Origin of the sequence: Spirosoma profusum (genome assembly GCF_014699005.1) — a bacterium.
Taxonomy (GTDB): Bacteria; Bacteroidota; Bacteroidia; order Cytophagales; family Spirosomataceae; genus Spirosoma; species Spirosoma profusum.
Genome location: NZ_JACWZY010000034.1, coordinates 25631 through 41591, shown reverse-complemented (window position 1 = coordinate 41591; position 15961 = coordinate 25631). Strand labels below are relative to the sequence as shown.

The window sequence follows — 15961 nt, the reverse complement described above, 5'->3', positions numbered from 1 at the left end:
TGATTTTAACGAACTTAACGCATACTTTTTATGAAAAGGCACTATATCTCAATTGGCGTTTTACTGATGGGGCTGGCTGTTGGGTGTAATGAAAAAAGCCTCGATCAGCTAAACCCGAACGCGGTTACTACCGACAGTTATTTTCAAACCGATGTACAAATAAAGAGTGCAGTCAATGGTATTTATGCAGCCCTTCAGTCCACCAACCTGGTCGCACGGGAGTGGTTCTTTACCAACGATCTGCGTTCTGACGACGTAGCGGCCGGTGGTGCACAACTTGAAACACCTCGTAACCAGTTGTTGCTGGGTGTTCATAGTACTGATAATGGGCTGGTAAGTTCTGTCTGGACAGGCGCTTACCGAGTCATTCACCGGGCTAACGTAGTGATTGATAAAGCATCGGCGGCCAAAGGACTGACGGCTCCTGTGGCTACACAGTCTGTGGGTGAAGCGAAGTTTTTACGAGCCTGGTCCTACTTTGAACTGGTGAGTATGTGGGGCGGTGTTCCGCTCTACAAAAATTACGTAACATCGGTGGCCGGGTCATTACCCCGTTCCTCCGAAGCTGAAGTCTATGCATTTATTGTTGCCGATTTGAAAGCAGCTCAGGATGCCCTGCCTGCTACGTATGATGCTGCTAACCAGGGGCGAGCAACCAAAGGAGCGGCTCAGATGCTACTGGCGCGAGTCTATTTGCAGCAGGGTGATTATGCCAATGCGAAGACTGAACTTCAGAAAATTATCAGCTCTGGAACCTATGCACTAGTCGATGAATACAACGATAACTTCATTGAAGAGACTGAGTTTAACAAAGAGTCGATCTGGGAAGTGAATTTTCTCCCATCGGGTGGTACGTTCAACTGGGGTGGTGATGGTGATGGCGCTTCGGGTGGCGAAGAAACGGTTCGGACGCAGGAGTATTCGGGCATCGGCTGGCGGAACATTATCCCATCGAACAGCCTGTTGGCTGAGTTTGAAAAGACGAGCAAAGGCGATGCGAAGACTGATCCCCGTTACGCGAAATCGGTTTATACGACAGGGGACAAATACAATAAGGATCAAACAGTCCTGACCGACGAAGTCCAGAACGGCAATAGCTCAACCGTCGATGGAAAGGTGCAAAAAATAAGCTGGCGGAAATTCACGCTGATGTACAAAGCCGGTGTATCAACAACGGGTGGCATCAACCAGCGGATCATGCGGTACGCCGAAACACTACTAGCCATGGCGGAATGTGAAAACGAACTAGGCAACTTGGCTAGCGCCGTTACGTATCTGAACATGATTCGTAACCGACCCAGCGTGGCTATGCCTGTTTATCCAACCGCAAAATATCCTGTATCGACTAAAGATCAGGTATTTGATGCGATTGTGCACGAACGTCGGATTGAGTTAAATGGCGAAGAAATTCGCAACCGGGATATTCTTCGCTGGCGTAAACTGGGTAAACTAAAAACGGAACCGATTTCCTATTTCCAGAAAGGCAAGCATGAATTACTGCCCATTCCTCAACAGGAAATCGACAATAATCCAAACATTGGCGTAAAAGGTCAGAATCCTGGTTATTAGTTTTTTTAGATAGTATGGTTTTATCAGACAATGACACCGGAGTTTCTGGTGTCATTGTTCTATTAGCCGAAACTAACAGACGATTTCTATGAGACGGTTGTGGTCAGGTATGATCTGGATAGGTTTGTTGAGTAGCCTGTTGATAGCCTGTCAACAGACAGGTCCGACCCGATTTGAGCGACTTTCCAGCAATCACACACACGTAACCTTCAGCAATACGTTAACACCCTCCGAGCGATTAAACGGCTTTACGTTCACCAACTTCTACAACGGCGGGGGCGTTGGCGTTGGCGATGTCAACAACGATGGTTTTGCCGATCTGATCTTTACGGGCAATCAGGTTAGTTGCCGACTTTATCTAAATCAGGGGAAGCACGGGAAAGAAGCGGTTCAGTTTGAGGATATTACTGAAATGGCTGGCCTAACCACCGATCGCTGGTGTTCAGGTGTTTCTATGGTTGACATTAATCAGGACGGTTGGCTCGATGTATATATTTCCGTGGCAAGCCATCCGGCGTTGAAGAAGACAGAGAATCTGCTGTTTGTCAATCAGGGATTGAGATCAGGCAAGCCTGTTTTCAAAGAAATGGCCACCGAATACGGGTTAGCCGATCCTGCCTTCACCACCCAATCCGCCTTTTTTGATTATGATCTCGACGGCGATCTGGATGTTTTTCTGCTGAACACAGCTCCCGATTTTCAAAATCCTGCCCACGTTCGTCCGGTCATATCGGATGGTTCGCATCCCAGTACGGGTAAGTTGTATCGAAACGATGGTGCTGGGGCGCAGGGTCACCCTGTCTTCAAAGACGTATCAAAAGAAGCAGGGATAACGTACGATGAACTGGGATTAGGCGTAGTTATCTGCGATTTCAATAAAGATGGCTACCCGGATATATACTGCTCCAATGATTTTACCAGCAGCGATATTCTGTATCTGAACAATGGGAAGGGCCACTTCACCAATGTCATTAAAGAAGCAACGGCTCACACGAGTATGTATGGGATGGGGGTCGATGCTGCTGATCTGAACAATGATGCGCTGCCCGATCTGATGCAGTTGGATATGCTTCCCAAAGAAAATAACCGACTCAAAATGATGCTGGGCGGTCAGGATTATGACCGCAAGCAGATGAGCGTTTCCCCCCAGTTTGGTCACCAGATGCAGTACATGCGCAACTGCCTCCAAATGAATCTGGGGGTAGAGCAGAGGGGTGTAGAGCAAAGGGTAGATGACACTAAAGCCCCTCAGCCCTCGGCCCTCCCTCCCCTATTTTCCGAGGTTGGCCTGATGGCGGGTGTTGCGCAAACGGACTGGAGCTGGGCGGCCTTGCTGGCTGATTTTGATAATGATGGCTGGAAGGATATGTACATTACGAATGGCTATCGAAAAAACGTGACCGACCGCGATTTTATCACCTTTACCGAAGACTTTTCCGGCTTTGGTACTACCGAATACAATACAAAAAAACGCCTGGAACTGCTGGATAAAGTGCCTGAGATTCCACTAGCACATTATGCGTTTCGAAATAAGGGCAATGGCTCATTTGACGACGCATCTCAAAATTGGGGACTTCACGACGAATCGTATGCGAACGGAGCTGCCTACGCCGATTTCGACAACGACGGCGATCTGGACTTGGCTGTCAATAACGTAGATGGAGAAGCGTTTATCTACCGAAACCAAAGTCGGGAGCGGGAACCAGCAAAGCATTATTTATCAGTTAGTTTAAAAGGAGATTCTCTGAATCGTCAGGGTCTGGGAGCAACGGTAACGATTTGGGCAGATGGCGATATGCAATACAATGAGTTATCTCTGGTTCGTGGGTATTTGTCATCCATTGAACCGAAATTGCATTTTGGGTTGGGCGCACGTAGTAAAATTGATTTGTTACGTATCAGATGGCCAGATGGACGTGTGGAAGTTCATCGAAATCTGTCTGCTGATCAGAATGTTACGTTCGACTATGCACGTAGTAAACCTGATAGTAAGCCCCATTCTACGATTACTACTGAACCGTTATTTGTGGACGTAACAAGTGACTATCCCATCGATTTTGCGCACCGAGAGTCAGACTTCGTCGATTTCAAACAGACAGCGGCCATGCATAAAATGATGTCTCGTCCGGGCTTTGCGCTGGCGGTTGGCGATGTAAATGGCGACGGATTAGACGATTGCTTCCTGGGAAGTTCTTACCGCGGAAGTCCAGCCTGCCTTTTCTGGCAAAAGTCGACGGGTGGCTTTACGAAACGACCGTTTCCAGCAATAACCGATCAGGAAGCTACAAACGCTTTGTTTTTTGATGCTGATGGAGATACCGATCTGGATTTATACGTAGTATATGGAAGTAACGAACGACCAGCTACCGAGAAAGCATTTTATCAGGATCAGTTGTATCTCAACAACGGGAAAGATGATTTCAGTCAGGCCCCAGCTACTACGTTACCCGATATTTCCGGCAGCGGCTCCTGCGTAGTAGCTACTGATTTTGATAAAGATGGCGACTTGGATCTATTTGTCGGTGGCCGACAGATACCCGGAAAATATCCGTTGCCCGCCCGAAGCTACTTGCTACGTAACGATCGGTCGGCGCAGGGAAGTAGCTTTGTCGATGTGACCCAGCAACTATGTCCCCAACTGATGGAAGCCGGTATGGTTTGCTCGGCGCTCTGGTCCGATTATGATCGGGATGGCTGGGATGATCTGGTGTTGGCGGGGGAGTGGATGCCTTTGACCATTTACAAAAACAACAAGGGCTCATTTCGAACCGCGTCACCTATCCAAATGCCGAACTCATCAGGTTGGTGGAACTGTCTGGCGCAGGGCGATTTCGACCACGACGGTGATCTGGATTATATTGCCGGAAATGAAGGACTGAACACCTTGTACCATGCTTCTGAAAAGAGCCCTGTTAAACTAGTTGCCAAGGATTTCAATAACGACGGTACCATTGATCCGCTCATGGGATATTACATAAATGGTGTATGTTATCCAGCCGTACCGCGCGATGCACTGAATCAGCAGGTTATTCAATTTCGACGAAAATATCAGCGCTTTGCAGATTACGCGGCCGTTACGTTCGATGATCTTTTCTCTGACGATGATCGGAAAGGGGCTTATCAGGTTCAGGCAACGTATCTGGAAAGCGCGTATGTCGAAAATCTGGGACAGGGTAAATTTGCGATTCATGCCTTACCTCGGCTCGCTCAGGTTTCACCTATTTACGGCATTGTTGTTCACGACTTCAACCAGGATGGTCAACTGGACGTAGTACTGACTGGCAATTTTTACCCAAACGAAGTCAATATGGGCCGTGAAGATGCTTCTTTAGGTTTAGTACTGCTTGGGGATGGCCGCGGTCATTGGAAGCCTCTTAGCCCGACGAAAAGTGGTTTACAAATTCGGGGGGATGCCCGATCCTCTACGTTACTAGTTGGACCAAATAAAAAAAAGTACTTGATCACCGTCGTCAATTCTCAGGGGTTGAAATTGAATCAATGTATGAGATTAAACTATTGACTTGCCCTAAGAGACCGTCCAATAAAAGGTTGCCATTTCTGAACGCTCACTATGAAAAGTACAAAATCTGGAATGTGTATATTTTGCTACATTAGCCAACTATCAACACGTTTAAATATACTTTTTCTTAGATTGGCTAGTTGAGCTTCCAATAAACTTTTCTTCCGACTTAAAGTCTGGTGGGTTCATTTTCCAAAAGAGCCTGGAAAGGAGTATACCTTTATAGAAATTCCTAGTCATTCAAGGCTTGACAACCAGACAAATCCCAACATATTGTTATTTTTTTCAGCCGTTTATTAGGGGTAGTCCCCCTTTCTGTATCTTAAGCTTTGTAGAGACCGTCAACGTTCATGCATGGCACCTGTCCTTCCTTTTGACTTACCCGGTGATAATTTCCCCCAACAACTTCACCCTGATCAGGATGCTGGTGCGGTGCCGCCGAAACCTGACGACGAGCTATTGATTCGACATGCTTTCCAGACGGATCCGTATCAGGGGTGCGATTTACTGTTTCGCCGGTATTACCATCCATTATGCAGCCAGGCGGTACGGTTCGTTTATGATAAAGCGCTGGCGGAAGATATCGTAGCCGAACTTTTTCAGACCTTTTGGCAAAAAAGGATCTACGAACGTATCGATTATTCGTATCGGGCCTACCTCTACCGGGCTGTTCGTCAGAATTGTCTGCTATACCTGCAACGGGAAGCGGGGCAAACGATCTCGACAGAACAGCTAATTCCGTCTGATTTATTGATTGAGCCAGTTTCACCAAGTGACCAAATCCAATTTGATGAACTCAATGAACGGATCGAAGGAACCATCAACGCACTGAGCCCACCCGTCCGACGGGTGTTTCTACTGAGCCGGTTCGAAGGCCGCAAAAATCAGGAAATCGCCGATGAGCTGCACATTTCGTTAAAAACCGTCGAAGCACACGTAACGAAAGCGCTCGCCCTTTTCCGTAAAGTTCTTCTGTCATGAATGAGCCTCAAGCATACCCAACCAAAGCAAGCATTTTTGCTTATTTTGCCCACCAGGCTACGCCATTAGAACGGCAACAGATTGAGTCCTGGCTAACGACCGATCAGGGAGCTACCTTGTACTTTACCTATTTGGATGAATGGGAACGGCAGCATCCGCAGTTTCAGCCCGATCTGAACCGGGCTCATGAGCGATTTACGCAGTTCATGAACAAGACAAATCAGGTATCCGAATCAGGCCATTTCAATGCCGAACTTTTACTTTCAGAACCCCTATTAACCGTTCAGAGCAAAAACTGGCTGCGGTCTTATGGATGGCTGGCGATGGCTGCTTCGATCGTACTGGTAGGCGGCTTATGGCTATCTGTTGAGTTCTGGTACTACACAACCTGGAGTAACGGGTACCACCAACTTCAATCGATTCAGTTGCCGGATGGATCAGCGGTGGAACTGGGAGCCCATTCGTCGTTACGTTACCCCCGCTTTGGTTTTGGCTGGGGCACACGGCATGTCTGGCTAACGGGTGAAGCGCAGTTTCAAATAACCCACCAAGCCAACGCGCAACGCTTTCAGGTACATACACCCGATCAGACGATTATTGAAGTATTGGGAACCGTGTTTGTGGTTAACAGCCGTCGGAACACCACCCGGGTTATGCTCAAAACCGGACGAATCAGTATGACGACGCCCCAATCAAACCAGCCGCTGATGCTGACACCAGGCGATTTGGTAACTGTTACAGTAGGGCAAACCCTACACAAACAGAAGGCAGATACTTTATCTGCTCAAGTCACCTGGCACGATCATCAGTTCGTTTTTCACGATACACCCTTACAGGATATTGTCGTTCAACTGCACGATACATTTGGAGTAACCGTCCAGATTCCCCAGACTGAATTGATGAATCGTACAGTTTCTGGTACGTTCCAAGCCGAAACAGCCGCCGATCTACTGCAAGCGCTGAAACTGATGATGAATCTGGAGGTCGATGATTCGCCAACCGGCTTTACACTTACTCAGTCCATTCAGTAACGTACCAATAATCTTTTCACCAGGACAGGGCCCCATCCCTGTCTTTTTTATGCCTATTGTGCTTTATGATTTTTTTTACAAAAAAATATATTTTTCAATTAGGGTAACTGATACGTTCTGCATCTATCTAGTAACGGCCAACGACACACCCGGTTAGCCTTTTTGGTATCACTACGTAGGTCTTTAACTCTGTTTCTATATGCATTCTCCTTTACATGTTCGTCCTGAACGCCACTGGTGGACACTTTTTCTTGTCGCTTTAGTAACATTAGGGCCAATGCCTACCTCCGCACAGGTACTAGCTCAGAATAGCTCAAACCTGCCAATCGCCCGCCAGGCTGAAACGTACCGCTTAACAGACGCCATTCAGCAGCTTAAAGGTCGCTATCGCGTCAACATTCTGTTTGAGCAACGCGCCCTCCGAAATTTGTATGTATCGGCCCAGGCCACTCAACCACAGGCTTCCCTTGAAGCCAGTCTAACGGCTTTACTCCAACCGCTTGGCCTGCATTACCGGAAGGTAAAAAACAACTACGTTATCGTAACGGGCGATACGGACCGAAAACAGCTATCGACTACTGTTGATCTTACCTCGGCCACCAGCAACGAGCTTATCCAGCCATCTACAACGCCTGTTCACTCGGTAGAACTCCAGGATGACCGACTCGTAACGGGCCGGGTAACTGATGAAAAAGGAGCAGGAATGCCCGGCGTCAGCGTGTCCATTAAAAATACAACACGCGGCACCACAACGGATGCCGAAGGAAAATTCAGGCTATCGATTCCCACTGGTGATGGCACGGTAAGTACGCTGGTATTTTCCTTTGTCGGGTATCTGAATCAGGAACTGGCGCTTGGCAATCGCAGCAGTATCGACCTCCAGCTTACGCCTGATCAGAAATCCCTGGACGAGGTGGTTGTAGTCGGGTATGGAACCGTCAAAAAGAGTGATCTGACCGGTTCGCTGGCCCAGGTCAAAGCCAAAGATCTGAATGCCTACCCCACCACAAACGTCTTACAAGCATTGTCGGGTCGGGCTGCTGGCGTTCAGGTGCTGCAAAATACCGGAGCGCCCGGTGCTCCGGTCAGTGTACGAATTCGGGGAACAAACTCAGTCCAGGGCAGCAATGAACCGCTGTACGTAGTGGATGGTTTTCCGCTGTCGGGCAGTAACCCTACGGTGCTGAATAATGCGGACATTGAAAACATTGAGATTTTAAAAGATGCTTCTGCAACGGCCATTTATGGGTCCCGTGGTGCTAATGGCGTCGTGATTATTACCACAAAACGAGGGAAAGCGGGCAAAACACGTGTGGATTTTGCAACCAGCTACAGCACACAAACACTGCGAAAGAAACTGGACTTGATGAATGCGCAAGAGTACGCGCTTCTGTATAATGAGCAGACCGTCAATGACAAAGAAAAGCCCTATTTCACCCAAGCGCAGATCGATGCGTTGGGGAAAGGAGTCGACTGGCAGTCACTTATTTTTCGGCAAGCCCCGATGAAGACGGCCACTCTGACCATTTCGGGAGGAACCGAAAAAACACGGTTTGCCGTATCGGGAAGTGTGTTTGGCCAGGATGGCATTATCATAGGAAGCAATTTTAACCGCTATTCATTACGGGCCAATCTTAGTCACGAAATCAGTAAAAAAGTTAGCCTGAGCCTGTCCAGTACGCTCACTCGGATTCAGTCTGATCGAAAAAACAATGGTGGTGGTGGTCGGGGAAATACGTTGATTTCCTCTATCCTTTCTGCTCCGCCGACGCTTACGCCCTATAAGGATGATAGTACCTACCGAGTTTTTATTCTGGAAAACCCACCCAGCGCGTCGCAAAATCCATTGACATTCATCAATGAACAAACCGATCGGGTGAAGTCGAACCGGGTTTTAACGAATGCCGCGCTGGAATATAAACCGCTGGAAGGGCTCAGTATTCGGATTGCGGGCGGCATTGAAAATACCGATGAACGCAATGACGCCTACACAACCCGAAACTTTGTCAGTTCTCAGGGTAGTGCCAGTGTTGGCACCAGCCAATTTACCAGCCTACTCAGCGAAAACACGATTTCGTATACAAAAACACTCCATCAAAAGCATTCGCTGGCAGCGGTGGCGGGGTTCACTTATCAAAATTTTTTAACCACCTCGCTGGGCGCTAGTGGAACAGGGTTTATTAGTGATGCCAGCCAGACCTATGATATTGGTTCGGCCATTACACCCGGCATACCTTCGTCAAGCTATGCCGAATCATCACTGGTTTCCTACCTGGGGCGCGTCAATTATGCGTTCAACAATAAATACCTGGCTACGATTAGTTTCCGAACGGACGGATCATCGAAATATAATACGGGGAATAAATGGGGGTATTTTCCCTCAACCGCGCTAGCCTGGCGGGTTTCGAACGAGGACTTTTTTAAGTCAGTCTCCTTCATTTCTGATCTAAAAGTTCGAGCGGGCTGGGGTATGACCGGCAGTCAGGCCATTGATGCGTATGCAACGCTCAATCAGTTAGGATCCGGAAAAACAGTTTTCGATAATGCACTCTACACGTTCTACGCGCCCGGCACACGCCTTCCCGGCAATTTGAAATGGGAAACGACCGAGCAAATGGATATCGGGTTAGAAATTGGACTGATGCAAAACCGGTTCAACGTCACGGCTGATTACTACGTCAAAAATACCCGGGATCTGCTCAATACCGTTCAGTTGCCAGCCTCATTAGGGTTTACAACTACCATTCAGAATATTGGCCAGGTTCAGAATAAAGGGATTGAATTAGGAATTGATGCCAAAATCCTGACCGGCAATCTGAAATGGGATGTCAACGCGAACATTTCATTCAATCGGAACAAAGTCGTTAAACTCTACAATGGTCAGGATGTTCTGGGCGGAACTGTGGCGGTAACGATCGTCAACGATGTCGCCAATATTCTGCGCGAAGGTCGCCCTATCGGTCAGTTCTGGGGGTATCTGGAAGATGGATACGACGATAAGGGAAAGATAAAATACAAGGATCTGGACGGCGATGGAGGAATTACCATTAAAGACAAAATCTACATCGGCGATCCCAACCCAAGTTTCATTTACGGTTTCAATTCAACGCTTTCCTACCAGCATTTCGATCTGAGTTTTTTTCTACAGGGTGTTCAAGGAAACGATCTATTCAATAGTAGCTCGATTAATAATACCATTGATTACGGCAACGCCCTGAACATGCCCCGCGAAGTTTATCTGAATCACTGGACACCCATCAATACAACGGCCAAGTATCCCATTATAAGCCGGTCCGTATCCGGTAACGTATCGAATCGGTGGATTGAAAATGGCTCGTACATGCGACTGAAAAATATCCAGATCGGCTATACCATTCCTACCCGAAAACTGGGTACAAACTGGATTCAGAGCCTTCAGATCTACGTCAGCGGACAAAATTTACTTACGCTGACCAACTATTCCTGGTGGGATCCCGAAGTGAATTCGAACGGGGGCGCAAACTCTACTGCACAGGGCTTCGATTATTTCAGTTACCCCACTGCCAAAGCCATTACGGTTGGCCTTCGCGCCGGATTTTAACCCCAGCCTAATCAGGCTACTAAACGAAAAGCCAATGAGAATTATATCATTACCCGCTGTTTTTCAGGGTCTTTTTACAAGACATAGCTGCTACGCCTTGCCAACCGCACTACTCCTGTTTTTAGGTTCGTCTTGTCAGGAGTCACTCGAAGAAGCGCCTAAATCATTAGCCGTTGAAACGTTTTACAACACCGCTTCAGAAGTAGAAGCGGCTGTGAATGCCATCTATTCGCCATTACGGAATAATAACTGCCTGGGCGGTCTTTATCCCGCTCAGGTGGAATCCTACACAGATTATGTGTTTGGCAATGGAAGCTATGCCGTACTGAATGATTTTCAAGGACTTAACTCGGCGAATATCACCCGGGTAGGCCAAATGTGGGATCTGTTTTATCTGTCCATCCGCAATGCCAATCTGGTGATTCAGAATGCCCCATTGGGGAGCCCAATCAGCGCAGCCAACAGTACCCAATACGTAGGTGAAGCCAGGTTTTTGCGCGCTTTAACCTATTTCTTTCTGGTCAGAAACTGGGGCGGTGTACCTGTGCGAACCGAGGCCAATATGAAAGACCGTGATCTGAAAAGAGGATCTGTTGACGAGGTGTATAGTTTAATATTGGCGGACTTAAAAGAGGCCGAAACAACGCTTCCCGACAAACCAGCCAATATTGGTAGGCCTACCAAATGGGCGGCTAAAACGCTGCTGGCCGATGTGTACCTACAGCTAGGTAAATTTGCTGAAGCGCGCGATAAAGCCGATGAAGTGATTCAGTCGAAACAGTATTCCCTGGTTCCTATTGCCTCAACGGATGATTTACAGAAACTCTTCGGCCCCGATGTACTGTCTACTTCTGAAGAAGTTTTTTACCTGAAATACATCCGGCAAACCGGCCAGGGTTATAACTGGGCGATGTTTGTCAACGATTTAGGTACCAAACTACATGGCGCGGGTGGTTTTACGGCCCACTACAGCGATGTAACCATGCCATTTCAACTGAGTTGGGACGGCAAAGATCTTCGAAAAGGGCTGTGGTTTTCGTGGAATATCAATCGCGGAGCTACCTCACTGATGAGCAAGCGATTGATCGACCCGCTGGCCGTCAGTGCCGACGGTGCTGGAAATGATTTCACCATGTATCGCTATGCGGATGTCTTATTGATCTATGCCGAAGCAGCAAGCCGGGCCGGGAATGGCCCGACGGCAGCCGCTCTGGAAGCCCTGAATCAGGTACACCGCCGGGCATACGGGCAAAATCCAACGACGCCTTCCGTGATTGATTTTAAACTCACTGAGTATACTGCAGCTTCTTTTCTCGATCTAATTATAAAAGAGCGTGGCTATGAGTTTCAATACGAAGGCAAACGCTGGCTCGAACTCAAACGGACGGGTAAAGCCGCCAATATTATTCAGGCGGCAAAAGGAAAAATCATTGCCGAGAAACACTACCTGTGGCCGATTCCAGTGTCTGAGTTGAACTATAATCAGGCGCTTAACCCAGCAAAAGATCAGAATCCAGGTTACTAAGCGAATAGATCCGGAACCGATTGTTCACCCCCCTTTTTTCATCCTGACATCATTTATGAACTTCTCTATCAGGCCGTATCTACATACGACTTTCTACCGTATTGCCCTTTATCTATTGATTACCTTTGTGGCATCGCAGCCCATCGTGATGGCAAACACTAGTCAACAGCCCGACTCACTTTGGCTGTCGATTGAAAAAGCGCATCAGGAAATATGGCGACGATTTGTTAATCCTCAATTCACCATTCTGTACGACTATACGGACAAGCTGGGAACGGTGCATATCCCGACCGCTGAGGAAGTAAAAAAGCGGCTTCCCAATGGCTTAAGCTATACGACAGTCATTGAAGATGGAGCTTTCTATAATGGGATCTATCTGGATGGTTTATGCGAACGGTGGAAAAAATTACGAACAAAACAGACCGCATCCGAGGCTCGGAATGTGGCCAATGCGTTGATCAAACTGGCAACTGTCAGCCAGGTACCGGGTTTTATTGCCCGGAATATCCTTCCCGATGGAAAGACCTATTATCCCGCCAGTTCGGATGATCAGACATTTCCCTGGTTTTATGGCCTGTGGAAATACCTAAAAAGTGGAATCCCCGATAAAAAAGAATCCGAAGCAATTGCAAAACTGATTGTCGATAAGGCAACCGCCCTTCAGACCTCCAACTGGAACATTCCGTGCGATCCAATTGAATTTGGGTATTATGGTTCTTTCTCGAAAGCAGGCAACAAACATCTGGTTCGTATACCTTTTGTAACCCGGATTGCCTACGAACTGACCGGGAAGCAGGTTTGGCTGGATAGCTATACCGCCTGTTTGGCAGAAATGCCAACCGGTGAAACAGGTAAACGGATTGATCTGCTTGCCAAAGGAATCGCCTATGGAGCACCAGGCGATAATAAGTTTAACTTTTGGCTATCAGCCAGTTCGCAGGCTGCTCTTCACGAGCTGGTTCGGTTGGAAACCGATTCGCTGAATAAAGCTGTCTACCAAAAAGCACTGTTGAACAATGCCCGAAAAGCAATCGCTCATATGCGTCTATACACTACGTTCAACAATGCCAATGCCTTTACCTATGAGATAAACTGGCGCCAATTTAATGCCTACTGGCGGCCTCAAACCGATTGTTGGGAAGCCCGGAAATTGGGCTTGGGACAGGTTGAAGAGGGGTATAAACTGTCACCCAGAAACCGATACGAATTCGATTACATGACCGAACCCCTGTTTGCGGCCTGGGTTATCGTTATGTCGGATGATAAAGGCCTTATTCAATCGGTCAGTCAGGACTTACGGCAACTATTAACCCATTATGATTGGTCAACGATGTACACCGTCCCCTTCTTTATTGCCGAGTCAGTTTATTTTGAAGGCCTGAAACACGGTATGTAACGAGCCAATTTCGTAAGGATTATCCATGAATTAATTCGGCAACAGTAAGCATGCTGTCCATCGGATTAATTCATGGACAACATGTTCAAAATCATTAACCATGGTGTCTATACTTTTTGAACGTCTAGAATTAAACTCTCGTCGTTAACTGGGCATATTTGAACGCTTCTCCGTAGTGTCGAATAAACCATAGAAAATCCGCTAAAAAGAATTTGGATTAACGATGAGTCCTAAAAAGTCACTATTTTTAGAATTAAATTTATGACAACATATACATAGTAACTTATTATTTAAGTACAAATAGTTGATCAAGCCTTTTCGTCCAGCAAATCGCTCCCCAAATTGAGATGGTTGTGATCTTATGCATGTTCCAAAATAAAGTCTGCATCGATCTTCAATTTGGTGCGTAATGTCTTGGCCATAGCCAGGTTGACCCGGCGCTTGCCCCGCAGGATCTCCGATAAACGGGTTTCGGGCACTTCCAATAGTTGAGCCATCTCGCGTTGTTTCATCTTCTTTTCGTACATCTTGAACTCGATCATTTCCGGAATCGACTGCGGCACTTTGATGGGCATCAGGGGAATGCCATCTTCATAAGCTTCGGCCCACTCTGAGAGCTGGGCCAGCTCCGTGGCTTCGTCGGGGCTCAACACCGCAAAGCCCCCACCCGCTGTCGCTTTTTGAAGGAGAGTTTCGATCTGAGCCATCAGTTGCTGATAGTCGGCGTAGGTGGTTGGCTGTTGCATGGATGAATGTGTTAAATAGTTGAGCAGTCCGGTATTTTGTCATACTGGGCATGGTTGCCCACAATGCGAATGAATAGGGTTCGTTTGTCAAAGAAAATCATCGCTATTAATCGGTAATGATTCCCTTTGATATTAAAGACGTAGTGGTCGTTGCCCACGTAATCAACGGAGTTGAAGGTTTGCTTGACATTGGCCAGCGATTTCCAGTCAGCAGCCTTAACGATAGCATACCATTCATTGAGAGCCGCAGCCGCACCGGTGTGTTGAAGGCCAAACTCGTTGAGAATGGTTTTGGTGATAATGACCATTAGTATCTCCTTGACTACAGCCTTAAGATACTACTTTTTTTACATTATCAACTATAAAATTACACATTATGTAAAGTTGCAAAAATAGACCAGCTTTGTAAAAGTCCTCAATATTTGAATGATTTTGTTATAGGTGAGTGAGAGTCAAAGAATGCTTTTACACAAGAAGAAGGGACGTTCAAGCAATGTAAAATAAGCTCAGAACGTAGTATATTTGGGTAATGAACCGACGCATTACTCCGGACGATCTTGATACGTCACCTTATAAAGAATTGATTCAGTCTTTAGTCCTCCAGTGGATGCATGCCGAACTCCCTGCGCAGGGGATGACCTACGGTGACTTTACTACAGCTATTCGAATCCTGCTGCTGACAACTCAAAATCCGGATCGGACAAGCGAACTGGTTACGGCCGTTCTTGATCAGGCGACCGCCTTTCACAAAACGTCGGCCTGGGTCGATCAGGAACTCAAATTTGAAGGCATGGTCCATGGCGCCGATCGGACCGACTTTCTAAAATTTGAACTCAGCCAGGCCGCTTCAATAGATGATGCGCTACTCGACAGCTACAACGAACGCATAAACCGATTTCCTCAGCATGACTAAGTCCTCTTCGACGAGCGTTGCATCTGGCGTAACGAAATACGTAGCATATTACCGGGTCAGTACGAAAAAGCAGGGTGAATCTGGACTTGGCCTCGATGCGCAACGTAACGCAGTAGCTGGCTACGTGAAAGGTGTTATTGTTGCGGAATACACTGAAGTGGAATCGAGCAAAAAAGACAAACGCGAGCAGTTGACAGCCGCCATCGAACGTAGCAAAAAGGAAGACGCTACGTTGGTGATTGCCAAACTCGACCGGTTGAGCCGCAACGCTTCGTTTATCTTTACGTGATTCAGGCGTGAACTTCCAGTGTGTGGATTTGCCGGATGCCAATACGTTGACCATTGGTATTTTTGCTACGTTGGTGCTGCATGAACGGGAATTGATCGGCAGCCGAACCAAAGCAGCTCTTGCGGCAAAACGGGCCAAAGGTGCTACGTTAGGCAAACCAGAGAATTTGACCGATGAGGCCAGACGTAGAGGCACTGCCGGCAATGTTCGACGAGCGGCTGCGAATGAGAATAATCGACGAGCGGCATCAATGATTGCCATGATGCGTCAGGCGAATAAAAACTATACGGAGATTGCCGCCGAAGTGAACCGTGCAGGCTTTCGTACGGCACGAGGAGGCCAGTTTCAGGCTACGCAGGTCAGGCGCCTAGCTCAAAAGCTAAAAGTCAAGTCAGAATAAAGTTCTTAGCT

Annotated in this window: 10 protein-coding genes and 1 pseudogene; 9 read left to right on the top strand and 2 right to left on the bottom strand. The window is 47.4% G+C overall.

From position 1 onward, the window contains the following. The first annotated feature begins 30 nt into the window (after positions 1–30). From IC229_RS28585 to IC229_RS28555, 7 genes are all read left to right on the top strand, one after another. Positions 31–1569, top strand: a complete 1539-nt coding sequence (locus IC229_RS28585; RefSeq protein WP_190891350.1) for a RagB/SusD family nutrient uptake outer membrane protein — start codon at positions 31–33, stop codon at positions 1567–1569. 88 nt (positions 1570–1657) lie between these two features. Continuing rightward, on the top strand, positions 1658–5089 hold the full coding sequence (locus tag IC229_RS28580) for a VCBS repeat-containing protein (protein WP_190891348.1): 3432 nt from the start codon (positions 1658–1660) through the stop codon (positions 5087–5089). 354 nt (positions 5090–5443) lie between these two features. Then, a complete protein-coding gene (locus IC229_RS28575; protein ID WP_190891346.1) occupies positions 5444–6070 on the top strand; it encodes an RNA polymerase sigma-70 factor in 627 nt (208 codons plus the stop codon). Next, positions 6067–7101 (top strand): FecR family protein, encoded by a 1035-nt coding sequence (locus tag IC229_RS28570; RefSeq protein ID WP_190891344.1) that lies wholly within the window; start codon positions 6067–6069, stop codon positions 7099–7101. The genes IC229_RS28575 and IC229_RS28570 overlap by 4 nt, the downstream gene beginning before the upstream one ends. A 199-nt stretch (positions 7102–7300) precedes the next feature. Continuing rightward, positions 7301–10681: a SusC/RagA family TonB-linked outer membrane protein gene (locus IC229_RS28565; protein WP_223834241.1), complete on the top strand. Its 3381-nt coding sequence runs from the start codon at positions 7301–7303 to the stop codon at positions 10679–10681. A gap of 34 nt (positions 10682–10715) precedes the next feature. Continuing rightward, complete coding sequence (locus tag IC229_RS28560; protein ID WP_190891343.1) at positions 10716–12206, top strand: RagB/SusD family nutrient uptake outer membrane protein; 1491 nt, start codon at positions 10716–10718, stop codon at positions 12204–12206. Between the two features lie 55 nt (positions 12207–12261). Further along, entirely contained in the window at positions 12262–13602 is a 1341-nt protein-coding gene (locus IC229_RS28555; RefSeq protein WP_190891341.1) for a hypothetical protein, read from the top strand. A 359-nt stretch (positions 13603–13961) separates the two neighbouring features. Here IC229_RS28555 and IC229_RS28550 read toward each other — a convergent pair whose 3' ends face one another. Next, complete coding sequence (locus IC229_RS28550) at positions 13962–14348, bottom strand: helix-turn-helix domain-containing protein (RefSeq protein WP_190891339.1); 387 nt, start codon at positions 14346–14348, stop codon at positions 13962–13964. A gap of 11 nt (positions 14349–14359) precedes the next feature. Continuing rightward, positions 14360–14656, bottom strand: a complete 297-nt coding sequence (locus tag IC229_RS28545; RefSeq protein ID WP_190891338.1) for a type II toxin-antitoxin system HigB family toxin — start codon at positions 14654–14656, stop codon at positions 14360–14362. A gap of 221 nt (positions 14657–14877) precedes the next feature. Between IC229_RS28545 and IC229_RS28540 the strand changes: the two genes are divergently transcribed. Next, on the top strand, positions 14878–15261 hold the full coding sequence (locus tag IC229_RS28540) for a hypothetical protein (RefSeq protein WP_190891336.1): 384 nt from the start codon (positions 14878–14880) through the stop codon (positions 15259–15261). Further along, positions 15254–15950: pseudogene (locus IC229_RS28535) on the top strand (recombinase family protein). Before IC229_RS28540 ends, IC229_RS28535 begins: the two are co-directional and overlap by 8 nt. Positions 15951–15961: the final 11 nt, after the last annotated feature.

Excerpts from the sequence above, each read along its gene's own strand:
- IC229_RS28585 (WP_190891350.1), top strand. The coding sequence starts at position 31 with ATGAAAAGGCACTATATCTCAATTGGCGTTTTACTGATGGGGCTGGCT.
- IC229_RS28580 (WP_190891348.1), top strand. The coding sequence starts at position 1,658 with ATGAGACGGTTGTGGTCAGGTATGATCTGGATAGGTTTGTTGAGTAGC.
- IC229_RS28575 (WP_190891346.1), top strand. The coding sequence starts at position 5,444 with ATGGCACCTGTCCTTCCTTTTGACTTACCCGGTGATAATTTCCCCCAA.
- IC229_RS28570 (WP_190891344.1), top strand. The coding sequence starts at position 6,067 with ATGAATGAGCCTCAAGCATACCCAACCAAAGCAAGCATTTTTGCTTAT.
- IC229_RS28565 (WP_223834241.1), top strand. The coding sequence starts at position 7,301 with ATGCATTCTCCTTTACATGTTCGTCCTGAACGCCACTGGTGGACACTT.
- IC229_RS28560 (WP_190891343.1), top strand. The coding sequence starts at position 10,716 with ATGAGAATTATATCATTACCCGCTGTTTTTCAGGGTCTTTTTACAAGA.
- IC229_RS28555 (WP_190891341.1), top strand. The coding sequence starts at position 12,262 with ATGAACTTCTCTATCAGGCCGTATCTACATACGACTTTCTACCGTATT.
- IC229_RS28550 (WP_190891339.1), bottom strand. The coding sequence starts at position 14,348 with ATGCAACAGCCAACCACCTACGCCGACTATCAGCAACTGATGGCTCAG.
- IC229_RS28545 (WP_190891338.1), bottom strand. The coding sequence starts at position 14,656 with ATGGTCATTATCACCAAAACCATTCTCAACGAGTTTGGCCTTCAACAC.
- IC229_RS28540 (WP_190891336.1), top strand. The coding sequence starts at position 14,878 with ATGAACCGACGCATTACTCCGGACGATCTTGATACGTCACCTTATAAA.